Source organism: Curtobacterium sp. MCBD17_003 (assembly GCF_003234885.2).
Classification (GTDB): Bacteria; Actinomycetota; Actinomycetes; order Actinomycetales; family Microbacteriaceae; genus Curtobacterium.
Genome location: NZ_CP126275.1, coordinates 2,603,325 through 2,623,059, shown reverse-complemented (window position 1 = coordinate 2,623,059; position 19,735 = coordinate 2,603,325). Strand labels below are relative to the sequence as shown.

19 protein-coding genes and 2 pseudogenes are annotated in these 19,735 nt (G+C 71.7%); 9 read left to right on the top strand and 12 right to left on the bottom strand.

Features of this window, described 5'->3' with window-relative positions:
• Nucleotides 1–35: 35 nt before the first annotated feature.
• From DEI88_RS12345 to xseA, 4 genes and pseudogenes are all read right to left on the bottom strand, one after another.
• Nucleotides 36–695: a carbonic anhydrase gene (locus DEI88_RS12345; RefSeq protein WP_111036520.1), complete on the bottom strand. Its 660-nt coding sequence runs from the start codon at nucleotides 693–695 to the stop codon at nucleotides 36–38.
• Nucleotides 692–1,348: a DUF4245 domain-containing protein gene (locus tag DEI88_RS12340; protein ID WP_111071225.1), complete on the bottom strand. Its 657-nt coding sequence runs from the start codon at nucleotides 1,346–1,348 to the stop codon at nucleotides 692–694. The genes DEI88_RS12345 and DEI88_RS12340 overlap by 4 nt, the downstream gene beginning before the upstream one ends.
• Nucleotides 1,345–1,593 carry an exodeoxyribonuclease VII small subunit gene (locus DEI88_RS12335; protein ID WP_111027076.1) on the bottom strand — a complete coding sequence of 83 codons (249 nt, stop codon included), beginning with the start codon at nucleotides 1,591–1,593 and terminating at the stop codon, nucleotides 1,345–1,347. Before DEI88_RS12335 ends, DEI88_RS12340 begins: the two co-directional genes overlap by 4 nt.
• 78 nt (nucleotides 1,594–1,671) lie before the next feature.
• A pseudogene (gene xseA / locus DEI88_RS12330) lies at nucleotides 1,672–2,964 on the bottom strand (exodeoxyribonuclease VII large subunit); the annotation flags it as partial.
• Nucleotides 2,965–3,132: 168 nt separating this feature from the next.
• Here xseA and DEI88_RS12325 point away from each other — a divergent pair.
• Nucleotides 3,133–4,200: a 4-hydroxy-3-methylbut-2-enyl diphosphate reductase gene (locus tag DEI88_RS12325; protein WP_111010893.1), complete on the top strand. Its 1,068-nt coding sequence runs from the start codon at nucleotides 3,133–3,135 to the stop codon at nucleotides 4,198–4,200.
• Nucleotides 4,197–4,928 carry a DUF6264 family protein gene (locus DEI88_RS12320; RefSeq protein WP_111036517.1) on the top strand — a complete coding sequence of 244 codons (732 nt, stop codon included), beginning with the start codon at nucleotides 4,197–4,199 and terminating at the stop codon, nucleotides 4,926–4,928. Before DEI88_RS12325 ends, DEI88_RS12320 begins: the two co-directional genes overlap by 4 nt.
• A 123-nt stretch (nucleotides 4,929–5,051) precedes the next feature.
• Here DEI88_RS12320 and DEI88_RS12315 read toward each other — a convergent pair whose 3' ends face one another.
• Both DEI88_RS12315 and fbaA read right to left on the bottom strand, forming a co-directional pair.
• A complete protein-coding gene (locus DEI88_RS12315) occupies nucleotides 5,052–6,317 on the bottom strand; it encodes a M18 family aminopeptidase (RefSeq protein ID WP_111071227.1) in 1,266 nt (421 codons plus the stop codon).
• A 2-nt stretch (nucleotides 6,318–6,319) separates the two neighbouring features.
• Nucleotides 6,320–7,348: a class II fructose-bisphosphate aldolase gene (fbaA, locus tag DEI88_RS12310; RefSeq protein WP_111010890.1), complete on the bottom strand. Its 1,029-nt coding sequence runs from the start codon at nucleotides 7,346–7,348 to the stop codon at nucleotides 6,320–6,322.
• 178 nt (nucleotides 7,349–7,526) lie between these two features.
• On the opposite strand from fbaA, the gene glpX reads away from it, so the two are divergent.
• Nucleotides 7,527–8,513 carry a class II fructose-bisphosphatase gene (glpX, locus tag DEI88_RS12305; RefSeq protein WP_111010889.1) on the top strand — a complete coding sequence of 329 codons (987 nt, stop codon included), beginning with the start codon at nucleotides 7,527–7,529 and terminating at the stop codon, nucleotides 8,511–8,513.
• Between the two features lie 116 nt (nucleotides 8,514–8,629).
• Here the strand turns inward: glpX and DEI88_RS12300 are convergent, their stop codons facing one another.
• On the bottom strand, nucleotides 8,630–9,925 hold the full coding sequence (locus tag DEI88_RS12300) for a DNA recombination protein RmuC (RefSeq protein ID WP_111010915.1): 1,296 nt from the start codon (nucleotides 9,923–9,925) through the stop codon (nucleotides 8,630–8,632).
• A 73-nt stretch (nucleotides 9,926–9,998) separates the two neighbouring features.
• The gene (locus tag DEI88_RS12295) at nucleotides 9,999–10,613 is read right to left on the bottom strand and encodes an exonuclease domain-containing protein (protein ID WP_111071228.1); all 615 of its coding nucleotides are present in this window, start codon (nucleotides 10,611–10,613) and stop codon (nucleotides 9,999–10,001) included.
• Nucleotides 10,614–10,792: 179 nt separating this feature from the next.
• Here DEI88_RS12295 and ychF point away from each other — a divergent pair, with 179 nt between their 5' ends.
• Nucleotides 10,793–11,866, top strand: coding sequence for a redox-regulated ATPase YchF (gene ychF, locus DEI88_RS12290; RefSeq protein WP_111010887.1), 1,074 nt, complete (start codon nucleotides 10,793–10,795; stop codon nucleotides 11,864–11,866).
• A 239-nt stretch (nucleotides 11,867–12,105) separates the two neighbouring features.
• Here the strand turns inward: ychF and DEI88_RS12285 are convergent, their stop codons facing one another.
• A complete protein-coding gene (locus DEI88_RS12285; protein WP_111013668.1) occupies nucleotides 12,106–12,705 on the bottom strand; it encodes an acyl-CoA-like ligand-binding transcription factor in 600 nt (199 codons plus the stop codon).
• 102 nt (nucleotides 12,706–12,807) lie between these two features.
• Between DEI88_RS12285 and DEI88_RS12280 the strand changes: the two genes are divergently transcribed.
• From DEI88_RS12280 to DEI88_RS12270, 3 genes and pseudogenes are all read left to right on the top strand, one after another.
• Entirely contained in the window at nucleotides 12,808–13,755 is a 948-nt protein-coding gene (locus DEI88_RS12280) for an aldo/keto reductase (protein WP_111071229.1), read from the top strand.
• A gap of 107 nt (nucleotides 13,756–13,862) precedes the next feature.
• A pseudogene (locus DEI88_RS12275) lies at nucleotides 13,863–14,162 on the top strand (DUF933 domain-containing protein); the annotation flags it as partial.
• Nucleotides 14,163–14,190: 28 nt separating this feature from the next.
• Entirely contained in the window at nucleotides 14,191–14,871 is a 681-nt protein-coding gene (locus DEI88_RS12270) for a hypothetical protein (RefSeq protein ID WP_220037253.1), read from the top strand.
• A 122-nt stretch (nucleotides 14,872–14,993) separates the two neighbouring features.
• Here the strand turns inward: DEI88_RS12270 and DEI88_RS12265 are convergent, their stop codons facing one another.
• Nucleotides 14,994–15,380, bottom strand: coding sequence for a HepT-like ribonuclease domain-containing protein (locus tag DEI88_RS12265; RefSeq protein ID WP_111036513.1), 387 nt, complete (start codon nucleotides 15,378–15,380; stop codon nucleotides 14,994–14,996).
• Nucleotides 15,377–15,988, bottom strand: coding sequence for a nucleotidyltransferase domain-containing protein (locus DEI88_RS12260; RefSeq protein ID WP_258374902.1), 612 nt, complete (start codon nucleotides 15,986–15,988; stop codon nucleotides 15,377–15,379). The genes DEI88_RS12265 and DEI88_RS12260 overlap by 4 nt, the downstream gene beginning before the upstream one ends.
• Between DEI88_RS12260 and DEI88_RS12255 the strand changes: the two genes are divergently transcribed.
• Nucleotides 15,987–16,451, top strand: coding sequence for a DUF8821 family protein (locus DEI88_RS12255; RefSeq protein WP_111036512.1), 465 nt, complete (start codon nucleotides 15,987–15,989; stop codon nucleotides 16,449–16,451). The genes DEI88_RS12260 and DEI88_RS12255 overlap by 2 nt on opposite strands.
• 133 nt (nucleotides 16,452–16,584) lie before the next feature.
• Here the strand turns inward: DEI88_RS12255 and DEI88_RS12250 are convergent, their stop codons facing one another.
• On the bottom strand, nucleotides 16,585–17,601 hold the full coding sequence (locus tag DEI88_RS12250; protein WP_111013665.1) for a LacI family DNA-binding transcriptional regulator: 1,017 nt from the start codon (nucleotides 17,599–17,601) through the stop codon (nucleotides 16,585–16,587).
• A gap of 165 nt (nucleotides 17,602–17,766) precedes the next feature.
• Between DEI88_RS12250 and DEI88_RS12245 the strand changes: the two genes are divergently transcribed.
• The gene (locus DEI88_RS12245) at nucleotides 17,767–19,701 is read left to right on the top strand and encodes a glycoside hydrolase family 127 protein (protein ID WP_111071230.1); all 1,935 of its coding nucleotides are present in this window, start codon (nucleotides 17,767–17,769) and stop codon (nucleotides 19,699–19,701) included.
• Nucleotides 19,702–19,735 lie beyond the last annotated feature (34 nt).

Here is a 19,735-nt window from a genome sequence, read left to right as displayed (position 1 = left end):
GCGTCGGGCGCGGGGCCCGGCCGTGGCGGGAGGACTCAGGCGTCCCCGACCACGGTGTCGATGTCGACCAGTCCCGTCGTGAGGTCGTAGGTCGCACCGACGACGGCCAATCTACCCTCGGCGATGGCGTCCGACACGGCACCGGAGCGCTCGATGACCGTCCGCATGGTGGCCTCGAGGTGGGCCGCACCCACGGCCTCCGGGTCGACGGCGAGGGCGGTGTCGGCGGCGGCGTCCGGCGCCGGGGCTCCCGCGGCGGCGCCGACCGTGGACCGCACCCGCTCGACGCTGGGGGCGATCGCGTCCACGAGGGCCTGGAGGTGCGGCGCCGGCACGGGTTCGCCCGAGCACGCGGCGTTGACCGCTCCGCAGCGGGTGTGCCGGAGCACGACCACCAGCGGCGTGCCGAGCGCGACCACCGCGAACTCGATCGACCCGAGCACGACGTCGTCCGCGATCTGCCCGGCGTTCCGGATGGCGAACACGTCGCCGATGCCGGCGTCGAACACGTGCTCGAACGGCACGCGGCTGTCCGAACAGCCGAGGACGGTCGCGAAGGGCGACTGGGACGCGGCCAGCTCGCTCCGGCGCTCGGGGTCGGTGCGACCGACGCGACGTTTGTCGGAGGCGAACCGAGCGTTGCCCTCGACGAGCAGGCGCAGGGCCTCGGCTGGGGTGCTGGCGGCGCGGCTCATCGGTTCTGGTCCTCCAGTTGGGTGGCGATGCGGTGTGCGACGGTGCGGAACGAGGCGTCGTCCGCCGTGCCGGCCAGGACGACCGTGCTCGCACCGAACGTCGCGACGAGCGAGTAGGCCTCGTTCCCGGCGCCCTTGCCCTCGTCGCGCCGGTTGTACACGGTCCATTTCGTGCCGTCGATGGTGCGTGAGCCGGTGGCGGCGTGTTCGTCGAGCTGGTTGGCGACCCACGTCTGGTTCGCCCTGATGCCCTGGTGCACGCCGATGTACTGGTCGTCCGGGGTGATGAGTCCGACGGTCCAGACGTCGACCCCGTCGGCGGTGTCGTCCTGGAAGTCCGCGCGGTTCGCCGAGTACCCCGACGGCAGTCGTGGCGCGACCAGGGTCACGTGCGGGACGTCGGCCTGCGCCGCGACCGACCGGTAGTCGACGTGGGTCGACGTGCTCGACGGGTGATCGGGCCGGGCGACGATCGCGACGAGTGCCAGCACGACGGCCAGGGACGCCGCGAGGGACAGCACGAGGTTGAGCGCCGTCTGGTGCTGCCGGCGGACGCGACGGGCGTCCTCCTTGCGGATCCGGGTCTCCTCGGCGGTCTCGGGGCGTCCGAGCTCGGCGACGACCGGCGCGCCCTGCGGGTGTTGGTCGCTCATCGGTCGTCCTCGGGCGGCACGCCGTTGCGTGCCGCGTCGAGTCGTGCCCGGGCGCCGACGAGCCACTCCTCGCACCGAGCGGCCAGGGCCTCGCCCCGCTCCCACAGCGCGAGCGACCGTTCGAGTGTCGCGGAGCCCTGCTCGAGCTCGGACACGACGCGGACGAGTTCGTCGCGAGCGGCCTCGTAGCTCAGCGAGGCGACGTCCGACCCCTGGTCGGCTCCGGAAGCGGCTGGTGCTGGCACCGTCCGATCCTACCGAGCACCCGGTGACAGCACGGCGTCGTCGGCGTCGAGCTGGGGATCGTCCCGACCCGCCCCGTCGGACTCGGCCCCGTCGGACTCCCCCCCGTCGGACGCCGCGGCGTCGCCCGGCGCCGGACGCGCGCCCTGCGGACCGGGTCCGTCGGCGGTGATGGTGCCGACCGCCGTGCCGTCGCCGAGCGTCACCCGCACCGGCGTCGGTGCCGTGACCTCGGCGGACGAGCGCACCACCGCGCCGTCGTCGGTCTGGACGATCGCGTAGCCGCGCCGGAGGGTGTCCCGCGGCGACAGCGCCCGCAGCCGACCGGTGAGGTGCCCGACCTCGTGGTGGGAGCGCTCGACCGTCCGCTCGAGGAGTTCACGGCTGCGGGACAGGTCGCGCGCGACCTCCTCGGCCCGGGTGTCGACGAGCCACGCGGTGGACGCGAGCGCGGGACGGGACCGGAGCGCGGCGATCCGGTCCGCCTCCACCGAGAGCGTGTGCGACAGGCGGAGTCCGATCCGGGCGCGGGCCTGGCGGACGTTCGCGAGCTCCTCGGCCACGTCGGGCACGACGCGCTTGGCGGCGTCGGTGGGGGTCGACGCACGGAGGTCCGCGACCTCGTCCAGCAGCGGGCGGTCGGCCTCGTGCCCGATGGCCGAGACGATCGGTGTCGTGCATGCGGCGGCGGCGCGGACCAGACCCTCGTCGCTGAAACCGAGCAGGTTCTGGAAGTCACCGCCACCACGCGCGACGATGATGACGTCGACCTCCGGGTCGGCGTCGAGGGTCTGGATCGCCGCGGTCACCTCGGCCACGGTGCGGTCGCCCTGCACGGCGGCGTGCACGGTGCGGAACGCGACCTGCGGCCAGCGGAGCTGCGCGTTGCGGAGCACGTCCTTCTCGGCGTCGGAGTCCTTGCCCGTCACGAGTCCGATCCGCCGGGGCAGGAACGGCAGCGGGCGCTTCCGCGCGGCGTCGAACAGCCCCTCGGCGAGCAGGGTGGCGCGGAGCCGCTCGAGGCGTTCGAGCAGGTCCCCGAGTCCGACGTGCTTCATCTCGACGACCTGCATCGTCAGGGAGCCGCCCTTGACCCAGTAGTTGGGCTTGATCGCGGCGACGACACGGTCGCCCTGCCCGAGGTCGGACGGGACCCGCGCACGGACGCTCGACCAGATCGAGAACGACACGGTGGCGTCGACCTCGCAGTCCTTGAGCTTGCCGTAGACGTTGCCGCCGGCCACGTTCCACTGCGTGATCTCGCCCTCGACCCACGCGGTGCCGAGCCGGTCGATCCAGTCCCGGAGCTTCGCGCCGAGCAGCGCGACCGGCCACGGGTTGTCCGCGGTCGGGGGGCCCTGGTCGATCGCCATGCACTGCTCCTGTCGTCGTGCGCCGACGTCGTGCCGCCGGTCGTGGGAGGGTCTCCATCATCCCCCGTTCCCCGGACGGTCTCGGTCGTCCGGGGCGTTCCTCCACACCGGTTCCGCCCAGGGCGGACGCCCAGGGGACGTGTCAGCGTCGGCACCTAGGATCGACGCGTGACGATCACCAACGGACGCACCGTGCAGCTCGCGCCGCCCCGCGTCCCGGCGGCTCGCGGCCGACTCCGGGACGAACCGGTCGCCGGCACCAAGAAGGTCCTCCTCGCCGCCCCTCGCGGGTACTGCGCCGGGGTCGACCGTGCCGTCATCGCGGTCGAGAAGGCGCTCGAGCAGTACGGGCAGCCCGTGTACGTCCGCAAGCAGATCGTCCACAACGTCCACGTCGTGTCGACACTCGAACAGGCGGGCGCCGTGTTCGTCGATGACGTCGCCGAGGTCCCGCACGGCGCGCACGTCGTCTTCAGCGCCCACGGGGTCTCGCCCGCGGTCGTGCAGGGGGCGGCCGACCGCGACCTCCACGCGATCGACGCGACCTGCCCGCTCGTCACGAAGGTCCACCGCGAGGCCCTGCGGTTCGCCAAGGCCGACCGCACGATCATCCTCATCGGTCACGCCGGACACGAAGAGGTCGAGGGCACGATGGGGCACGCCCCGGAGCGCACGATCCTCGTCAACGGCCCGGAGGACGTCGCCGCGCTCGAGGTCCCGGACCCGACGAACCTCGTCTGGCTCTCGCAGACCACGTTGAGCGTCGACGAGACGATGGAGACCGTCCGCCTGCTGCGCGAGAAGTTCCCGCTCATCGAGAACCCGCCGTCCGACGACATCTGCTACGCCACGCAGAACCGCCAGGTCGCGATCAAGAAGGTGGCGGCCGACGCCGACCTGGTGATCGTCGTCGGCTCCGCGAACTCGTCGAACAGCGTCCGCCTGGTCGAGGTCGCGCTCGAGCACGGTGCCAAGGCCGCGCACCGCGTCGACTACGCCGAGGAGATCCAACAGGAGTGGCTCGACGGCGTGCAGACCGTGGGCGTCACCTCCGGCGCCTCCGTCCCCGAGGTCCTGGTGCGCGAGGTGCTCGAACAGCTCGCGGACGCCGGCTTCGGCACGGTGGACGAGGTCGTCACCGCGCACGAGGACCTCATGTTCTCGCTGCCGAAGGAGCTCCGCACCGACGCGACGGGACAGCGCGACGCGCGCGCCCTGGGTGGCCGTACCCGGTGAGCGACGCGACCGACGGCCGGGAGGCCCCTCCCGCGTCCGGCGGTCGATCCTCCGATCCCGTCGGCCGGGAGGCCCCTCCCGCGTCCGGCGATGGTCCCACTCCCGAACGCCGTCCGGATCCGGCCGACGCTGCCGGCCGCACCGTCGGTCGGCCCGCCCCGCAGTACGGCGAGTACGCGCCCGAGGGCTGGGTCAATCCGGTCGAGGTCGAGCGCGCACGCGGTGAACGCGAGGCGGCGGAACGCCGCCGGGCCGAGGCCGACGACCAACGAAGGCCGGTTCCGGTGGGCCGGGTCGGGCCTCCCGGCCGTGCACCGGGGCGATCCCGTCCCGCGGTGCCGACGTCCGGCCGGTTCGGTGCGTCCCCCGGAGACCTGCTCCTGACGGTGCTGCTGCTGGCGTTCGGGTTCACGACCGTCGTGCAGCAGCTCTTCGGCATCAGTCACACCGCCGCGACCATCGCCGACCAGATCGCCGCGCGCTACACCGAACTCGCCCACCCGGAGGCGCTCGTGCCCGCGAGCGCGCTGTGCGCCGTCGTGGACCTCGTGTTGTTGATCGGCACGGTGTGGTGGTCGGTGGCGCGCCTCCGCCGTCGCCGGGTCACGTTCTGGGTGCCGCTCGTCGGTGGTGCGGTCGCCGGGGCGTTCTCGGTCGTCGTCTACGTCGTCGTGCTCGCGCACGACCCCGCGTACGTCACCTGGATGGTCACGCACAGCGGGCTCTGACCGAGCGCCACCGACCAGCGGCCGAGCGCCACGGACCAGCGGCCGAGCGTCGCCGATCCGGTGGCCGCATCGCGCCGATCCGGTGGCCGCACCGCGCCGATCAGCGGCCGGACCGCGCCGGCCTCAACCGACCAGGAACGCGCCCACCGCCGCGTGGAGGGCCGCGAGGTCGTCCACGTGCACGAGCTCCCGCGCCGAGTGCATGGACAGCAGCCCGACGCCGATGTCCACGGTGGGGATCCCGAGCCGGGTCGCGGCGAGCGGACCGATGGTCGAGCCGCCGGGGATGCCGTTGTGGTTGACGAAGGGCTGGTACGCGACGCCGGCCGCGGCGCATGCGGCGGCGAACACGGCCTCGCCCCGGGCGTCGGTCATGTACCGCTGGTTCGCGCTGATCTTGAGCAACGGACCCGCGCCCGGTCGGGGCCGGTTCGCCGGGTCGTGCTTCTCGCCGTGGTTCGGGTGCACCAGGTGTCCGGCGTCGCTCGAGAGCAGCCACGACGCGCGGAACGCCCTCGCCGCCTCGCCGACCGTCGCGCCGAGTCCGGCCTGGACACGGCGCAGGACGTCCTCGAGGAAGGGCCCGGACGCACCCGACGGGGTGGCGGAGCCCACTTCCTCGTGGTCGAACGCCGCGAACACGGGGACGTGGTCGGCGTCCCCGGGCGCCGCGATGACCCCACGGAGCCCGGCGTGCACGCTCGTCAGGTTGTCCATGCGCCCGGACGCCAGGAACGCGCCGTCGATCCCGATGCGAGCCGGGGCCTGCGTGTCGGCGAGGAACAGGTCCCAGGCCACGACGTCGCCGGGGATCCGGGCGCGGAGCCACTCGACGACGTCCGGCCCGCCGAGGGTGCCGCCGTCGGTACCGACCACGGGCAACACGTGTCGCTGTCGGTCGATCGCCGCGCCCTCGTTCACCCCGCGGTCCAGGTGGATCGCCAGGTTGGGGATGCGCGCGACGGCCTCGGTCGCCACGAAGGTCGTGCTGCCGTCGGCGAGGACCGCGCGTCCGGCGATGCGGAGGTCGCGGTCGAACCAGGTCGAGAGGATCGGTCCGCCGTACACCTCGACGTCGAGTTGCTCCCACCCCGCGTTCCGGACCACCGGGTTCGGCTTGACGCGGAACCCGGGGGAGTCCGTGTGGGCGCCGACGATCCGGAACGGGGTGGTGGGCGTCGCGCTCGCCGGCAGTCGCCATGCGATGACGGCGCCGTCGCGCACGACGACGTACGCGCCGGCGTCGGTCGGCCAGTCGTCGAGCTCGTCGAGCTGTGTGAACCCGGCCGCCACGAGCCGGCGGGCCGCAGCGTCCGCGGCGTGGAGGGCCGTGGGCGCGTCGACGACGAACGACGCGAAGTCGGGGACGAGGGCGTCGGGGTCGGTCACGCTCAGCTCTGGGACTGTCCGGCCGACCCGAGCACCTTCGCCGCCTGGACGACGCGGGCGGCCATGGCGGTCTCGGCCTTCTTGCCCCAGGCCCGCGGGTCGTACTGCTTCTTGTTCCCGACCTCGCCGTCGACCTTGAGCACGCCGGTGTAGTTCGTGAACATCGAGTCGGCGATGTCGCGCGTGAACGCGTACTGCGTGTCGGTGTCGATGTTCATCTTGATGACGCCGTTCGACACGGCCTCGTGGATCTCGTCGTCGGACGACCCGGAGCCGCCGTGGAACACGAGGTCGAGCGGGTTCTGACCGGTGCCGTGGTGCTCGGCGATGCCGCGCTGGATCTCGCCGAGGAGCTCCGGACGGAGCTTGACGTTGCCCGGCTTGTAGACGCCGTGCACGTTGCCGAACGTCAGCGCGGCGATCCACCGGCCCTCGTCGCCCATGCCGAGCGCCTCGACGGCCTTCTCGACATCGCCGAGCGTCGTGTACAGGGCCTCGTTCGTGCCCTCGTGCTTGACGCCGTCCTCCTCGCCGCCGACGACGCCGATCTCGACCTCGAGGATCGCGTTGATGTTGCGGGTCTTCTGGATCATCGTCTTCGCGATCTCGAGGTTCTCGTCGAGGGGGATCGCCGAACCGTCCCACATGTGCGACTGGAAGATCGGGTCGCGGCCCTGCCGGATCTCGTCCTCGCTCGCCTGGATGAGCGGCAGGACGAACGAGTCGAGCGCGTCCTTGGGGCAGTGGTCCGTGTGGAGCGCCACCGTGATCGGGTAGTTCTTGGCGACCTCGTGAGCGAACGCCGCCATGGCCAGCGCGCCGGCGGCCCGGTTCTTGACCGTGTGGCCGGCGAAGTAGTCGGCACCGCCCGTCGTCACCTGGATGATGCCGTCCGACCCCGCCTCGGTCAGGCCCTGCAGGACGGCGTTGATCGTCTGCGACGACGAGACGTTCACGGCCGGGTACGCGAACTTGCCGGCCTTCGCGCGGTCGATCATCTCGGCGTACTGCTCGGGGGTTGCGATGGGCATCTCGGCTCTCCTTCGACGTGTCGATCCGTCCACGATCGTAGCCAGGGGCCGGGAGGCCGGTCACAGGTGGTCGAGGGCGGCCTCCCGCCCGGCGCGCCGTCCGGCTCCGGACGACAGCTGTCGCTCAGCTCTGGGACGCCCGAACGTCCACTGGGAAGCGGCTCGGTACGCTGGACGAGTGAATGCGACTGACACCGGTGCCCTGTTCCTCCAGCCCGACCGCAACCTGGCGCTCGAGCTCGTGCGTGCGACCGAGGCGGCGGCGATCCGCGCGCAGCCGTGGGTGGGGCGGGGTGAGAAGAACCTCGCCGACGGTGCCGCGGTCGACGCGATGCGCAAGTTCCTCGGCACCGTCAACTTCGACGGCGTCGTCGTGATCGGTGAGGGCGAGAAGGACCAGGCGCCCATGCTGTTCAACGGCGAGCACGTCGGCAACGGGCACGGACCCGCGTGTGACATCGCGGTGGACCCGATCGACGGCACCTCGCTCACCGCGGCCGGGCGGCAGAACGCGATCTCGGTGATGGCGGTGTCGGATCGCGGGTCGATGTACGACCCGTCGGCGGTGTTCTACATGAACAAGATCGCGGCCGGCCCCGAGGGGCGCGGGGTCCTCGACCTGCACAAGCCCGTCGGCGAGAACATCCGTGCGCTGGCGAAGGCGAAGCACAAGGACATCGAGGACATGCAGATCGCCGTCCTGGACCGTCCCCGGCACGAAGAGCTCATCCGGCAGATCCGCGCGGCGGGTGCCGGCACGCGGCTGTTGCTCGACGGTGACGTCGCCGGCGGGATCTCGGCGGCGATGCCCGGATCGAAGATCGACATGTGCGTCGGTGTCGGCGGGACGCCCGAGGGCATCATCACCGCCTGCGCGATCAAGGCGCTCGGCGGCGTGATCCTTGGGCAGCTGCAGCCCAAGGACGACGACGAGCGGCAGAAGGCCATGGACGCCGGGCACGACCTCGACCGCGTGCTCGACCAGGACGACCTGGTCACGGGCGACAACACGTTCTTCGTGGCCACGGGTGTCACCGACGGCGTGCTCGTCGACGGCGTCCGGCGCTCCCGCGGTGTCATCCACACCGACTCGATCGTGCTCCGTTCGCACTCCGGCACGGTCCGCCGGATCCAGGCCGACCACCGCGTCGAGAAGTGGTTCTGACCCCCACCCCCCTCGCGAGATCGCACCTGTTGCCGTTCTGACCACCGTCGGAACGGCAACAACTGCGAACTCACCGAGCTCAGCGACCCGTCGCCGTCGCCGGTGGCCGGTCGCTGTCAGTCGTCGTCGACCGCGGCGACGAGCTCCGGCGCGGTGAGCAGGCGGGGCTCGTCCTCGACGGGGGTGGGTTCGGCGATCACCTTGGCCTCGTCGAGCAGCGACAGGCGACGGGCCGACGGCAGCACCTGCCGCTCGAGCGACCCGACGAAGCGGTTGTAGTCGACCACGGTCCCGCGGATCGTCCGACCGAGCTTGTCCACGTGCCCGGCCATCGTCGCGAGCCGCCCGTAGAGCTCGCGGGACACGCGGAACAGCTCGCGGGCCTCCAGGGTGACGACGTCCTGCTGCCAGCTGAACGCGACGGTCTTCAGGACCGACCACAGCGTCACCGGCGAGGCGAGTGCGATCCGTTTGCGGAACGCGTGGTCGAGCAGCCCCGGATCCGCGGCCAGTGCACTCGACACCAGGGACTCGGACGGGATGAACGCGATCGTCAGCTCCGGTGAGGCGTCGTACCCCGACCAGTACTCACGCGCGGCCAGAGCGTCGACGTGGGCGCGGACGGCGCGCACGTGCTGGTCGAGCAGTGCCCGGCGTCGGGCGGCGGCCTCACCCGTGGCGGTCTCGGGGATGCTCGTGGCCTCGAGGTAGGCGCTGAACGGGACCTTCGCGTCGACGGCGATCGACTTGCCGCCCGGCAGGTGCACGACCATGTCCGGACGGGCGGCCCCCGCGGTGGTGGTGACGCTCGACTGAACGTCGAAGTCGACGCGTTCCAGCAGCCCCGCGGCCTCGACCACGTTCCGCAGCTGGGTCTCGCCCCACACGCCGCGGGTGCTGTTCGACGACAACGCGCTCGCGAGGGTCTCGGCGGTGGCGCGCAGTCGCTCCTCCGACTCGACCGCGGCACGGAGCTGTGCCGACAGCGCGCCGTACTGCTCCCCGCGGCTGCGCTCGAGCGCCGTCACCGTCCGCTGCATCTGCTCGAGCGTGGCCGCGACCGGCCCGAGCGCCGTGAGGACGCGGGACTCCTGCTCGGTCCGCGTCGTGTCGGCACCGTGCATGCGGGAGACGATGTGCTCGAGCTCGGCGGCCCGGCGCTCGAGCGACTCGACCTGCCGGCGGTACTGGGCGTCCTGCATGGCCAGGCGGTCGGCGTGCTCCTGTGCCCGCTCGGCGTCGTGCGCGGCAGCGTCGGCGACGGCACGGTCCAGCTGCGCGCGGAGACCGTCGGCCGTCGCCCGGGCGGTCGCGAGGTCGGCGCCGGTGCGGCCACGCACCACCGACCACGCCACGAGGGCGCCGAGCGCGGCCCCGACGAGCAGTCCGACGACGAGCAGGAGAGCGTCCATGTCCCCGAGCGTGGCAGCGACCCCCGACACCGGCCGCGGGCCCATGCTGCGGGCGGGTGACCCGAGCGGGAACTCAGTCGGCGAACGCCATCGCGCGGTCGCCGCGGGGCTCGGACGTCCGCGCCTGGATCGTCCCGAGCTTGGCGTTCGTGGCCGTCGACAGCCCCTCGAGCGAGTCGACGCCGTGCTGCGCGGCAGCGTGCACGATGATCGCGGCGCAGGCCTCGGCGTCGGCGAGGGCGTCGTGGTGGCGGAAGCCGTCGAACCCGGCCGCGCCCGCAGCCATCGGGAGCCGGTAGGAATCGAGCTGGTAGGTGCGTCGGGCGACCTGCAGACTGCAGAGGTGCCGGTGGGCCACGACGTCGATCCCCGTGGCCGCGCACCCGCCCGCGATGACGCCCATGTCGAACCGGGCGTTGTGGGCCGTCAGGACGTCCTCGCCGGCGAAGGCACACAGCTCGACGTACTGTTCGGCCCAGCCGAGGGCGTCGATGACGTCCTCGGCGACGATGCCGTGGATCCGGGTGTTCCACTCGAGGAACGCGTCGTGCCCGACCGGCGGCCGGATGTACCAGGAGGCCCGTTCCACGACCACGCCGTCGCGCACCTTGACGAGTCCGACCGAACACGCCGAGGCGCTCGATCCGTTGGCCGTCTCGAAGTCGATCGCGGTGAAGTCCAGGGGCACGTCGCCATGCTCGCACGACGCTCCGACATCCCCTCGTGTCACACGCCGCGTCCGTCGCCCGCCGCCGGACCGGGAGGTGCGGGGCGGGCCCGCACCGTCCCTCCCGGCCGCCGCCGGACCGGAAGTGCGGGGCGGGCCCGCGCCGTTCCTCCCTGCCGCCGCCGTTAGGCTTGTCCGTCGTGGCACTCACCATCGCGATCGTCGGACTCCCGAACGTCGGCAAGTCGACCCTGTTCAACGCCCTGACGAAGAACCAGGTCCTGGCGGCGAACTACCCGTTCGCGACCATCGAGCCGAACGTCGGCGTCGTCAGCCTGCCGGACCCGCGCCTGCAGCAGCTCGCGGACCTCTTCCACTCGGAGAAGGTCCTGCCGGCTCCCGTGTCGTTCGTCGACATCGCGGGCATCGTCAAGGGCGCGAGCGAGGGCGAGGGTCTCGGCAACAAGTTCCTCGCGAACATCCGCGAGGCCGACGCCATCGCGCAGGTCGTCCGCGGCTTCGCGGACGACGACGTCGTCCACGTGTCCGGCCAGGTCTCACCGCGCGACGACCTCGAGGTCATCAACACCGAGCTCATCCTCGCCGACATCGAGACCATCGACCGCGCCCTGCCGCGGTACGAGAAGACGGTGAAGCTCAAGCAGGCGGAGCCCGCGGTCCTCGAGACCGCTCGGGAGGCCCGTGCCGCGCTCGAGCAGGGCACGCTCCTGTCCGCGACGTCCATCGACCTGGCCCCGATCAAGGAGCTCGGGCTCCTGTCGGCCAAGCCGTTCATCTTCGTGTTCAACGTCGACGAGGCCGTGCTCACCGACGATGCCCGCAAGGCGGAGCTCGCCGCGCTCGTCGCCCCCGCGCAGGCCGTGTTCCTCGACGCCAAGATCGAGTCCGAGCTCATCGACCTCGAGCCGGACGAGGCACAGGAGCTCCTCGAGGCCACCGGGCAGCCGGAGTCCGGGCTCGACCAGCTCGCCCGTATCGGGTTCGACACCCTCGGGCTGCAGACGTTCCTGACCGCCGGTCCCAAGGAGTCGCGCGCCTGGACGATCGGCAAGGGCTGGAAGGCGCCGCAGGCCGCGGGCGTCATCCACACCGACTTCGAGAAGGGCTTCATCAAGGCCGAGGTGATCTCGTTCGACGACCTCATCGCCGCGGGGTCGATCGCCGAGGCACGGTCTCGTGGGGTCGCCCGGATCGAGGGCAAGGACTACGTCATGCAGGACGGCGACGTGGTGGAGTTCCGCTTCAACAACTGACCGGCTCGGAACGACGCCGATCCGGCGCTGTTCGCCCGCCTCGGTCCGCAGGGAGTCCGCAGGGTCACCGGAGACCTGGCGCAGAGCCCTGCTGACGCGGACCGTGTGCGGTCGTCGGCGTTCGGCCCGACGTGGCTGTAGCCTGCGCGCCGCGGCGATCAGCTGGCTCGTCCGATCACGGACCGGGACGCTTCGACGTCGACCCAGCGGATCGGATGAGCACAGATCCGTGAGCGGCGTCAGGAGCTGGCGTCGAGCGTGTCGAAGGTCCGGCGAAGCAGATCGACGGGGAGGACACCGGGGGTGTCCTCCACGGCCCAGATGCTGATCGCCACGTCGAAGCAGCTGAGCGCGGCGTGCACGAGCGTCCGGGCGCGGAGGTCAGCGTCGTCGCGGGCGATGCGTTCAGCTGTGAGCGGCACGAGTACCTCGGCCCAGGACAGGTGCTTCTCGAGGTTGCGGGCACGGAGCGACGGCGTGCGCAGCATCACGCGGACCGATTGACGGCCGGCGTCGGAGTCCGCGCCGCCGCGCTCGAGCATCACGACGAACGCTTCGCGGAGCGCATCCCAAACAGGTTCGCCAGCTGGTCGGGCGCGGAGCGCGTCGGCGAGGTCGTCTCGGTGGCGAGCCGGATCGCCGATCACCGCGTCCTCCTTCGCGGGGAAGTAGCGGTGGAAGCTCCGGGCGGAGATGCCGACCTCGGCCGCGATCTGCTCGACGGTCACGCTGTCGAACCCCTCCGCGTCGAACCGAGCGACGGCCACCGCGGCGATCCGAGAACGCACGGCGTCGCGGGTGATGTCCCGCAACCCGGTCCGGCTCGTCGTCTCGCTCACGGGGTCATCCTACTGCCGCTGACACTGTGGGCCCAGAGTGTCAGGGTCTGACAGGAAAGGCGTACACTGACACAACTTGCGCTCCACACGGAAGGAACCAACATGCAGCAGCGCATCCTCGGCGACCAAGGTCTGGTCGTCAGTGCTGTCGGTTACGGCGCGATGGGCACGGCGTTCGCCTACGGCCCGAGCGACGACACCGAATCGACCGCCGCCATCCGGCACGCGTATGAACTCGGGGTCACGCACTTCGACACCGCAGAGTTGTACGGGTGGGGCGTCGGCGAACGTCTGCTCGGAACCGCCCTCGCTCCGATCCGCGGCGAGGTCACCATCGCGACGAAGTTCGGCTTCGCCCGTGGTGCCTACACGCCGGACTCGCGCCCGGAGCACATCCGCGAGGTGGTCGAGGCGAGCCTCCGGAACCTCGGCACCGACTCGATCGACCTCCTGTACCAGCACGTCCATGACCCCGCGGTGCCCGTGGAGGACGTCGTCGGCGTGATGCAGGAGTTCGTCCAGGCTGGGAAGGTCCGCTACCTGGGGCTGTCGAACACCGATGCCGAGCAGCTCCGCCGGGCGAACGCCGTCCACCCGATCTCGGCGTTCCAGACCGAGTACTCCGTGTTCGCCCGAGAGTCCGAGGAGCTCTTCCCCGTCGTCGATGAGCTCGGCATCGGTGTGGTCGCGTACTCGCCGCTGGCGCGCGGCTTCCTGAGTGCAGCCGTCCGCCCTCGCTCCGACTACCCGTCTGACGACATCCGACACATGCTCGACTGGTGGGCACCGGAGCACTTCGACGCGAACGTCGCCGTCGCCCAGGGGCTGTCGGCAATCGCGGACGACAAGGGCATCTCGCTCTCGCAGCTGTCACTCGCGTGGATCCTCGCGAAGCGCGACGACCTCGTCCCGATCCCGGGGTCGCGCAATGCGAACCGGGTCGCGGAGAACGTGGCCGCGGCGGACGTCGTCCTCACGCCTGATGACATCGCCCGCATCGACGCGTTCGCCGAGCGCGTGCAGGGATCGCGCGCGGCCGCGACTGCCTGAGACGCTCCCCGATGACACGGGGTGCGTGACGCGCTCTTCGGGCGCCGAACGGAGGGGAGAACCGCTCTGGCCTGGTCGACGCCTCGTGTCGACCAGGCCAGCCTGTCGGGCTCGACCAGCTCGCCCGTATCGGGTTCGACACCCTCGGGCTGCAGACGTTCCTGACCGCCGGTCCCAAGGAGTCGCGCGCCTGGACGATCGGCAAGGGCTGGAAGGCGCCGCAGGCCGCGGGCGTCATCCACACCGACTTCGAGAAGGGCTTCATCAAGGCCGAGGTGATCTCGTTCGACGACCTCATCGCCGCAGGGTCGATCGCCGAGGCACGGTCTCGTGGGGTCGCCCGGATCGAGGGCAAGGACTACGTCATGCAGGACGGCGACGTGGTGCAGTTCCGCTTCAACAACTGAGCCCGCGGCCGTCGATACGCTCGCCAGGATGACCATCGAGCTCGAGGCTGCCCTCACCGCGCACCGCACCTCGCCCATCCCGATCGCCGTCGACCGCGGCGAGCGGTTCGGCCTGGTCGATCCGGTGTCGATCGCGCCGGACATCGTGGGTCCGGCGGCCGCGGTGGTCGACGGTGATGTCCTCGCACCCGACGCCGCCCGCACGTTGCGCCGTGCGGCGGACGAGCTCTCCGCATCGCTCATCGCCGTGCCCGAGGCTGCGCGGTCGTGGTGCGTGCAGCTCCTGCTCGTCGCGGAACTCACGCTTCGGGTCGATGCAGCGCGCGGCGCAGATGCCCGCGTGGACGAGCCCGAGGAGCGCCCGGACGCGGTACGGCGTCCGCGCTCGGGCCTCGCTGCCCTCTTCCGTGGAGCGCGTTCGCCGCAGACCCCGCCGACGCCGGACCCCGGCGCGTTCGTCGAGCAGCTCGAGGCGATCCTGTTCGCGGTCGACCCGGTCGGCATCGCCTTCGAGACGAACACGGACGAGTACCGCCCCGAGGCCGAGACGATCGCGGACCGGCTGCCCCACGCGACCTCCGTGGACGACGTCCAGCGGATCCTCCACGAGGAGTTCACGGCCTGGTTCGGTCCGGAGACGGCGGGGTCGCCGATGGCGTACCGGGCGATCGCAGCGCGCGTCTGGCTCGTCTGGAGCGGCCAGCACTGACGGACGGGAGGCGCGGGGCGGCGCCGTCCCGCGCCTCCCGTCTGACCGGCACAGCTGCCGCGATGTACGCTTCCGCAGTCTCCCCGCGTACCAGAACCAGCCAGCTCCCTGTCGTCGCAGGTTCAGTCCACGAGGGCGATGATCACCGCGGGGACACGGTGTTCGATCACTCCCCAGACGATGTCCTTCCGCGCTGCCCGGTAGTCGTGGGACAGGATGTTCCGTGTCCTCCGGACCGCCGCGAGTGAGAGGTCCGGCGGCAGGAGCGCTGCCCGTTCAGGTGGGAGGCGTCCGATCAGGTCGTCGAAGTGGATGATGACGGCTTCAGCCGCCCGGTAGGTGAGGCTCCGGGGCGCGTTGAACTCCCGCTGGCCGTGCTCCACGATCGCCGAGCACTCGGCCAGCAGGTCCAGGAGTCCCGCTCTGACGGCGGGCCATCGATCGCGCGCTGTCGACCGAGCATCCGGCGTGACGCGGGGAAGCGGTGCGAACTGGTCACCGTCCGTCACAGTCGCACGGCCTCGTCCTGCACGTGGCGGAAGAAGGGGTCTTGGACCTGGGCGTCCGTGAGGACATCGACGGCGAAGCCGGTCATCTGTTCGACCGCGTCCGCAAACCCGCCGAGATCGAAGAGCGTCGCGCCCGGGCCGAGTGTGACGAGGAGGTCGATGTCGCTCTGCTCGGTGTCCTCGCCACGGACCGCCGACCCGAAGACACGGACATCGCGGAGATGGAACCGGTCCGCCTCGTGGCGGATGTCCTCCGCGTACACGGCCAGCGGGATGCTCGGCCTCGTGTGGGCGGCCGTCAGGATCCGCTCGAGCGACTGGGCGCGCGGCCGCTTCCGCCCGCTCTCGTACGCCGAGATGGTGGGCTGCTGCATCCCCGCCGCACAGGCCAGCGCGGACTGGGACATGCCGATGTCCGCCCTCGCGGCGCTGATGAGATCCGCGGCGCGGTCGGTCCGCATGCCATCCTCCCTCACGTCCTGGACAGCAGTATAGACATCGTCTATGGGGCCTCGGCCGGATGCGGGCGGGCCGGGGAACCGTCCTCGCAGAGACCCTGGAGCGGCACTACGGTGGTGCTCACTCACCCCGCCGAGGAGGGATCGCATGTCCAACACCATCGACTTCGTGGACGTCAGCACGGCCGGTCTCGAGTCCTCGCCGGTGGCCGAGGCGCTCGCCGGCCTCCGCGCGAACGAGGCCCGGTACTACAAGAACAAGTACGACCACGAGTTCGTCACCTCCCCGGCGGACGAGGCCCCCGACGCGGTCGACCGCGTCACGCGGATCCTCGCTGAGGAGCGCGACATCGTGATCGCGTCCCGCCCGCTCGAGGCCACCGACTTCGTGGTCGATGGCCTCCGGATGACGTACGTGTTCTACGAGTCGGGTCTCGCGATCAACGTCATGTACAGCATCGAGGACGGCGGCAAGCGGGCGGTTGGCTTCAAGCTCTCGCAGGGCATGGACGTCCCCGATGAGCTCGCGTCGAAGTTCAAGTTCGCCCGGCAGCGGTCGAAGCTCGCGGGCGAGATCCGCGGCTCGTTCTTCGTGATCAAGGGCGAGTACTGACGTACCCATGATCACGGCCGATCGGCGCAGCTGCGCATGCGGACGACAAGTGCACATGCGGGCGCAAGCGCACTTGTCGTCCGCATGCGCATGTCGGCGCTCCGCGCTCCGCGCTCGGCGCTCCGCGCTCCGCTCAGCCGAGGGGCGCCGTCGACCCCCGCACGACGAGCCGGCACGGCACCTCGGTACGCCCGCCGTCGTCCTGGCCGTCGATCGCGGCGAACAGGCGGTTCGCGGCGATGCGGCCGAGTTCCTGGAGCTGCATGTCGACGCTGCTCAGTTCCGGGCGTGAGCTCTGTGTGACGACGCCCCAGTTGTCGAAGCCGAGCACGGCGACCTCGGTGGGGACGTCGCGCCCGAGCTCGTGGAGCACGTCGACGACGCCGCGCGCGATCTGATCGCTGCCGCAGAAGACCGCGTCGACGTCGGGCGTGGACTCGAGGAGCATGCGGGCGGCACCGCGACCCCAGGCCTCGTTCCAGGTGCCGTGCAGGACGCGTCCGCCCGCGAGTTCGAGGCCCGCGTCGTCGAGCGCATCGAGGGCACCGCGCGCGCGGTCACGGGCGGCGTGGTACTCGATCTCGCCGGTGATGTGCGCGATGCGCCGTCGTCCGGCGTCGATGAGGTGCTGCATGCCGACCCGGCCACCCTGCACGTTGTCGCTGACGACGGAGAGCGCCGCGGGGTCCTCGGACGGTGCGTACGCGTAGACGACGGGGACCGGCAGGTCGTCGCCGAGCGACGCACGTGGGTTGGTGCTCGACCCGACGACGATGAGGCCGTCGACCCGGCGCGACAGCAGCGCCTGGACGTGGTGCTGTTCACGGATCGTGTCGCCACGGGCGTCGCACAGGAAGATCTGGGTGGCACCGGCGCCGAACGCGTCCTCGGCGCCCATCATGATCGGGAGCGAGAAGCGGCCCTCGAGGTCGGACGTGATGAGGCCGACGGTGCCGGTGCGCCCTGCGAGCAGGTTCTGCGCGAGCACGTTCGGCCGGAACGACAGGCGCTCGGCGACGGCGAACACGCGGTCGCGGGTCTCGGAGCGGACCTCGCCCCGCCCGTTCAGCGCACGCGAGGCGGTGGCGATCGAGACCCCTGCGGCTCGTGCGACATCCGTGAGCGTGGCCGCCTTCTGCCGTTCCTTCACGCAGCCCCCTCTTGTCCGACCGCCCCAGGCGTCGACCCCGCTGCCGTGAACAGTACCGGCAACCCGTTGCCGCAAACAGTACCGGCAGCTTTCCGCTTGACGCAATCGAGACCCGGAAGCTACGGTTCGTAAAGCTTTCCGGAGATTTGCAGCAAGGACGCACGAATGACCGACATCAGCACCACCCCCACTTCGCAGCGCGGCCTCGTGGTCGCGCCGACGACGGGCCGCCTCCGCCCCGTCCCCATGACCGACGTCACGATCACGGGCGGCTTCTGGGGTGACCGCCAGGCGACGAACGCCCGCGCCACGCTCCGCCACTGCCTCGAGTGGATGGAGCGACTCGGCTGGGTCGGCAACTTCGACCGCGCGGCCGAGGGGCGAGAGGCTCCGTCCGCAGGCCGGGAGTTCGCCGACTCGGAGATCTACAAGCTCCTCGAGGCGCTCGCGTGGGAGTCCGGACGCTCGGGTGATGCCTGGGTGGAGCAGACGTTCCAGGACCTGTCGGCCCGTGTCGTCGCAGCCCAGCAGGAGGACGGCTACCTCAACACGCGCTTCGGAGGCCCGGGGCAGCAGCCGCGCTGGTCCGACCTCGAGTGGGGCCACGAGCTCTACTGCGCCGGGCACATGATCCAGGCCGCTGTGGCGCGCGCCCGCACCGCCGGCCGCGACGCGTTCGTCGAGGCGGCGATCCGCGTGGCCGACCACGTGTGTGACGTCTTCGGCGCGGACGGCGACCAGCGCGTGTGCGGCCACCCGGAGATCGAGGTCGCGCTCGTGGAGCTCGCCCGCGTGACCGGTGACGAGCGGTACCGGACGCAGGCGGCGCTGTTCATCGAGCGCCGCGGGGACGGCACGCTGCACGATCCCGACGTGCCCGCGTCGTACTTCCTCGACGACCTGCACGTGCGCGACGCAGACGTGCTCCGTGGCCACGCGGTCCGCGCGCTCTACCTGGCGGCCGGCGCGGTCGACCTCGCCGTGGACCGGGGCGACGCCGAGCTGTCGGACGCGCTCCGGACGCAGTGGCACAACACGGTCGCGCACCGCACGTACCTGACCGGTGGCATGGGGTCGCGGCACGAGGGCGAGTCCTTCGGCGACGACTTCGAACTGCCCTCCGATCGGGCCTACTCCGAGACCTGCGCCGGTGTCGGGTCGATCATGTTCAGCTGGCGGCTCCTGCTCGCCGACGGTGAGGAGCGGTACGCCGACCTCATCGAGCGGACGCTGTACAACGTCATCGCGACGAGCCCGGACGAGCAGGGCACCGCGTTCTTCTACGTGAACCCGCTGCAGCGGAACGTGCCCGGCACCCCGGCCGCGGTCGACGAGCCGAGCGAGCGCGCCGCGTCGAGCCAGCGTGCGCCGTGGTTCGCGGTGTCGTGCTGCCCGACGAACGTCGCGCGCACCCTCGCCAGCCTCACCGCGTACGTGGCGACGGTGGACGACGACGGCCTGCAACTGCACCAGTACGCGGAGGGCCGGATCGACACGACGCTGCCCGACGGCCGCACGGTCCGCCTCGAGGTCGCCACGGACTACCCGCTCGACGGCCGCGTGCGGGTCGTCGTCGCCGAGGACGCGCCCGAGCCGTGGACCCTGACCCTCCGCGTGCCGGGCTGGGCCGCTGGCAGCGCCACCGTCGACGCCGGCGACGGAGCCGAGACGGTCGACGGCGGGTCCGTCGCGATCCGTCGCGCCTGGCGTGCCGGCGACGTCGTCACCCTCGACCTCCCGACGCAGCCGCGGCTCGTGGCCCCGGACGAACGGATCGACGCGCTCCGCGGGACGGTCGCGGTGGAGCGCGGGCCGCTCGTGCTCTGCGCCGAGTCGATCGACCAGGACGCCGATCGCGTCGACGCGATCCAGGTCCTCCCGGGGGCCGAGCCGACCGCGGACGGCACCACCGACGCGGCGCTCGACGCGGTCGCCGTCGACGCGCCCGAGCGGGACTGGCCGTACGCCGCCTCGCCCGCGCACGACGCCCAGCGCCCCGGAGCCGTCCGGCTCCGCCCGTACCACCAGTGGGCCGAGCGCGGTCCGTCGACCATGCGCGTCTGGCTCCCGCTGGCGGACGCCGCCACCGGGCAGGCCTGACCCGAACCCGAACCAGCAGCACCACCCGTCATCA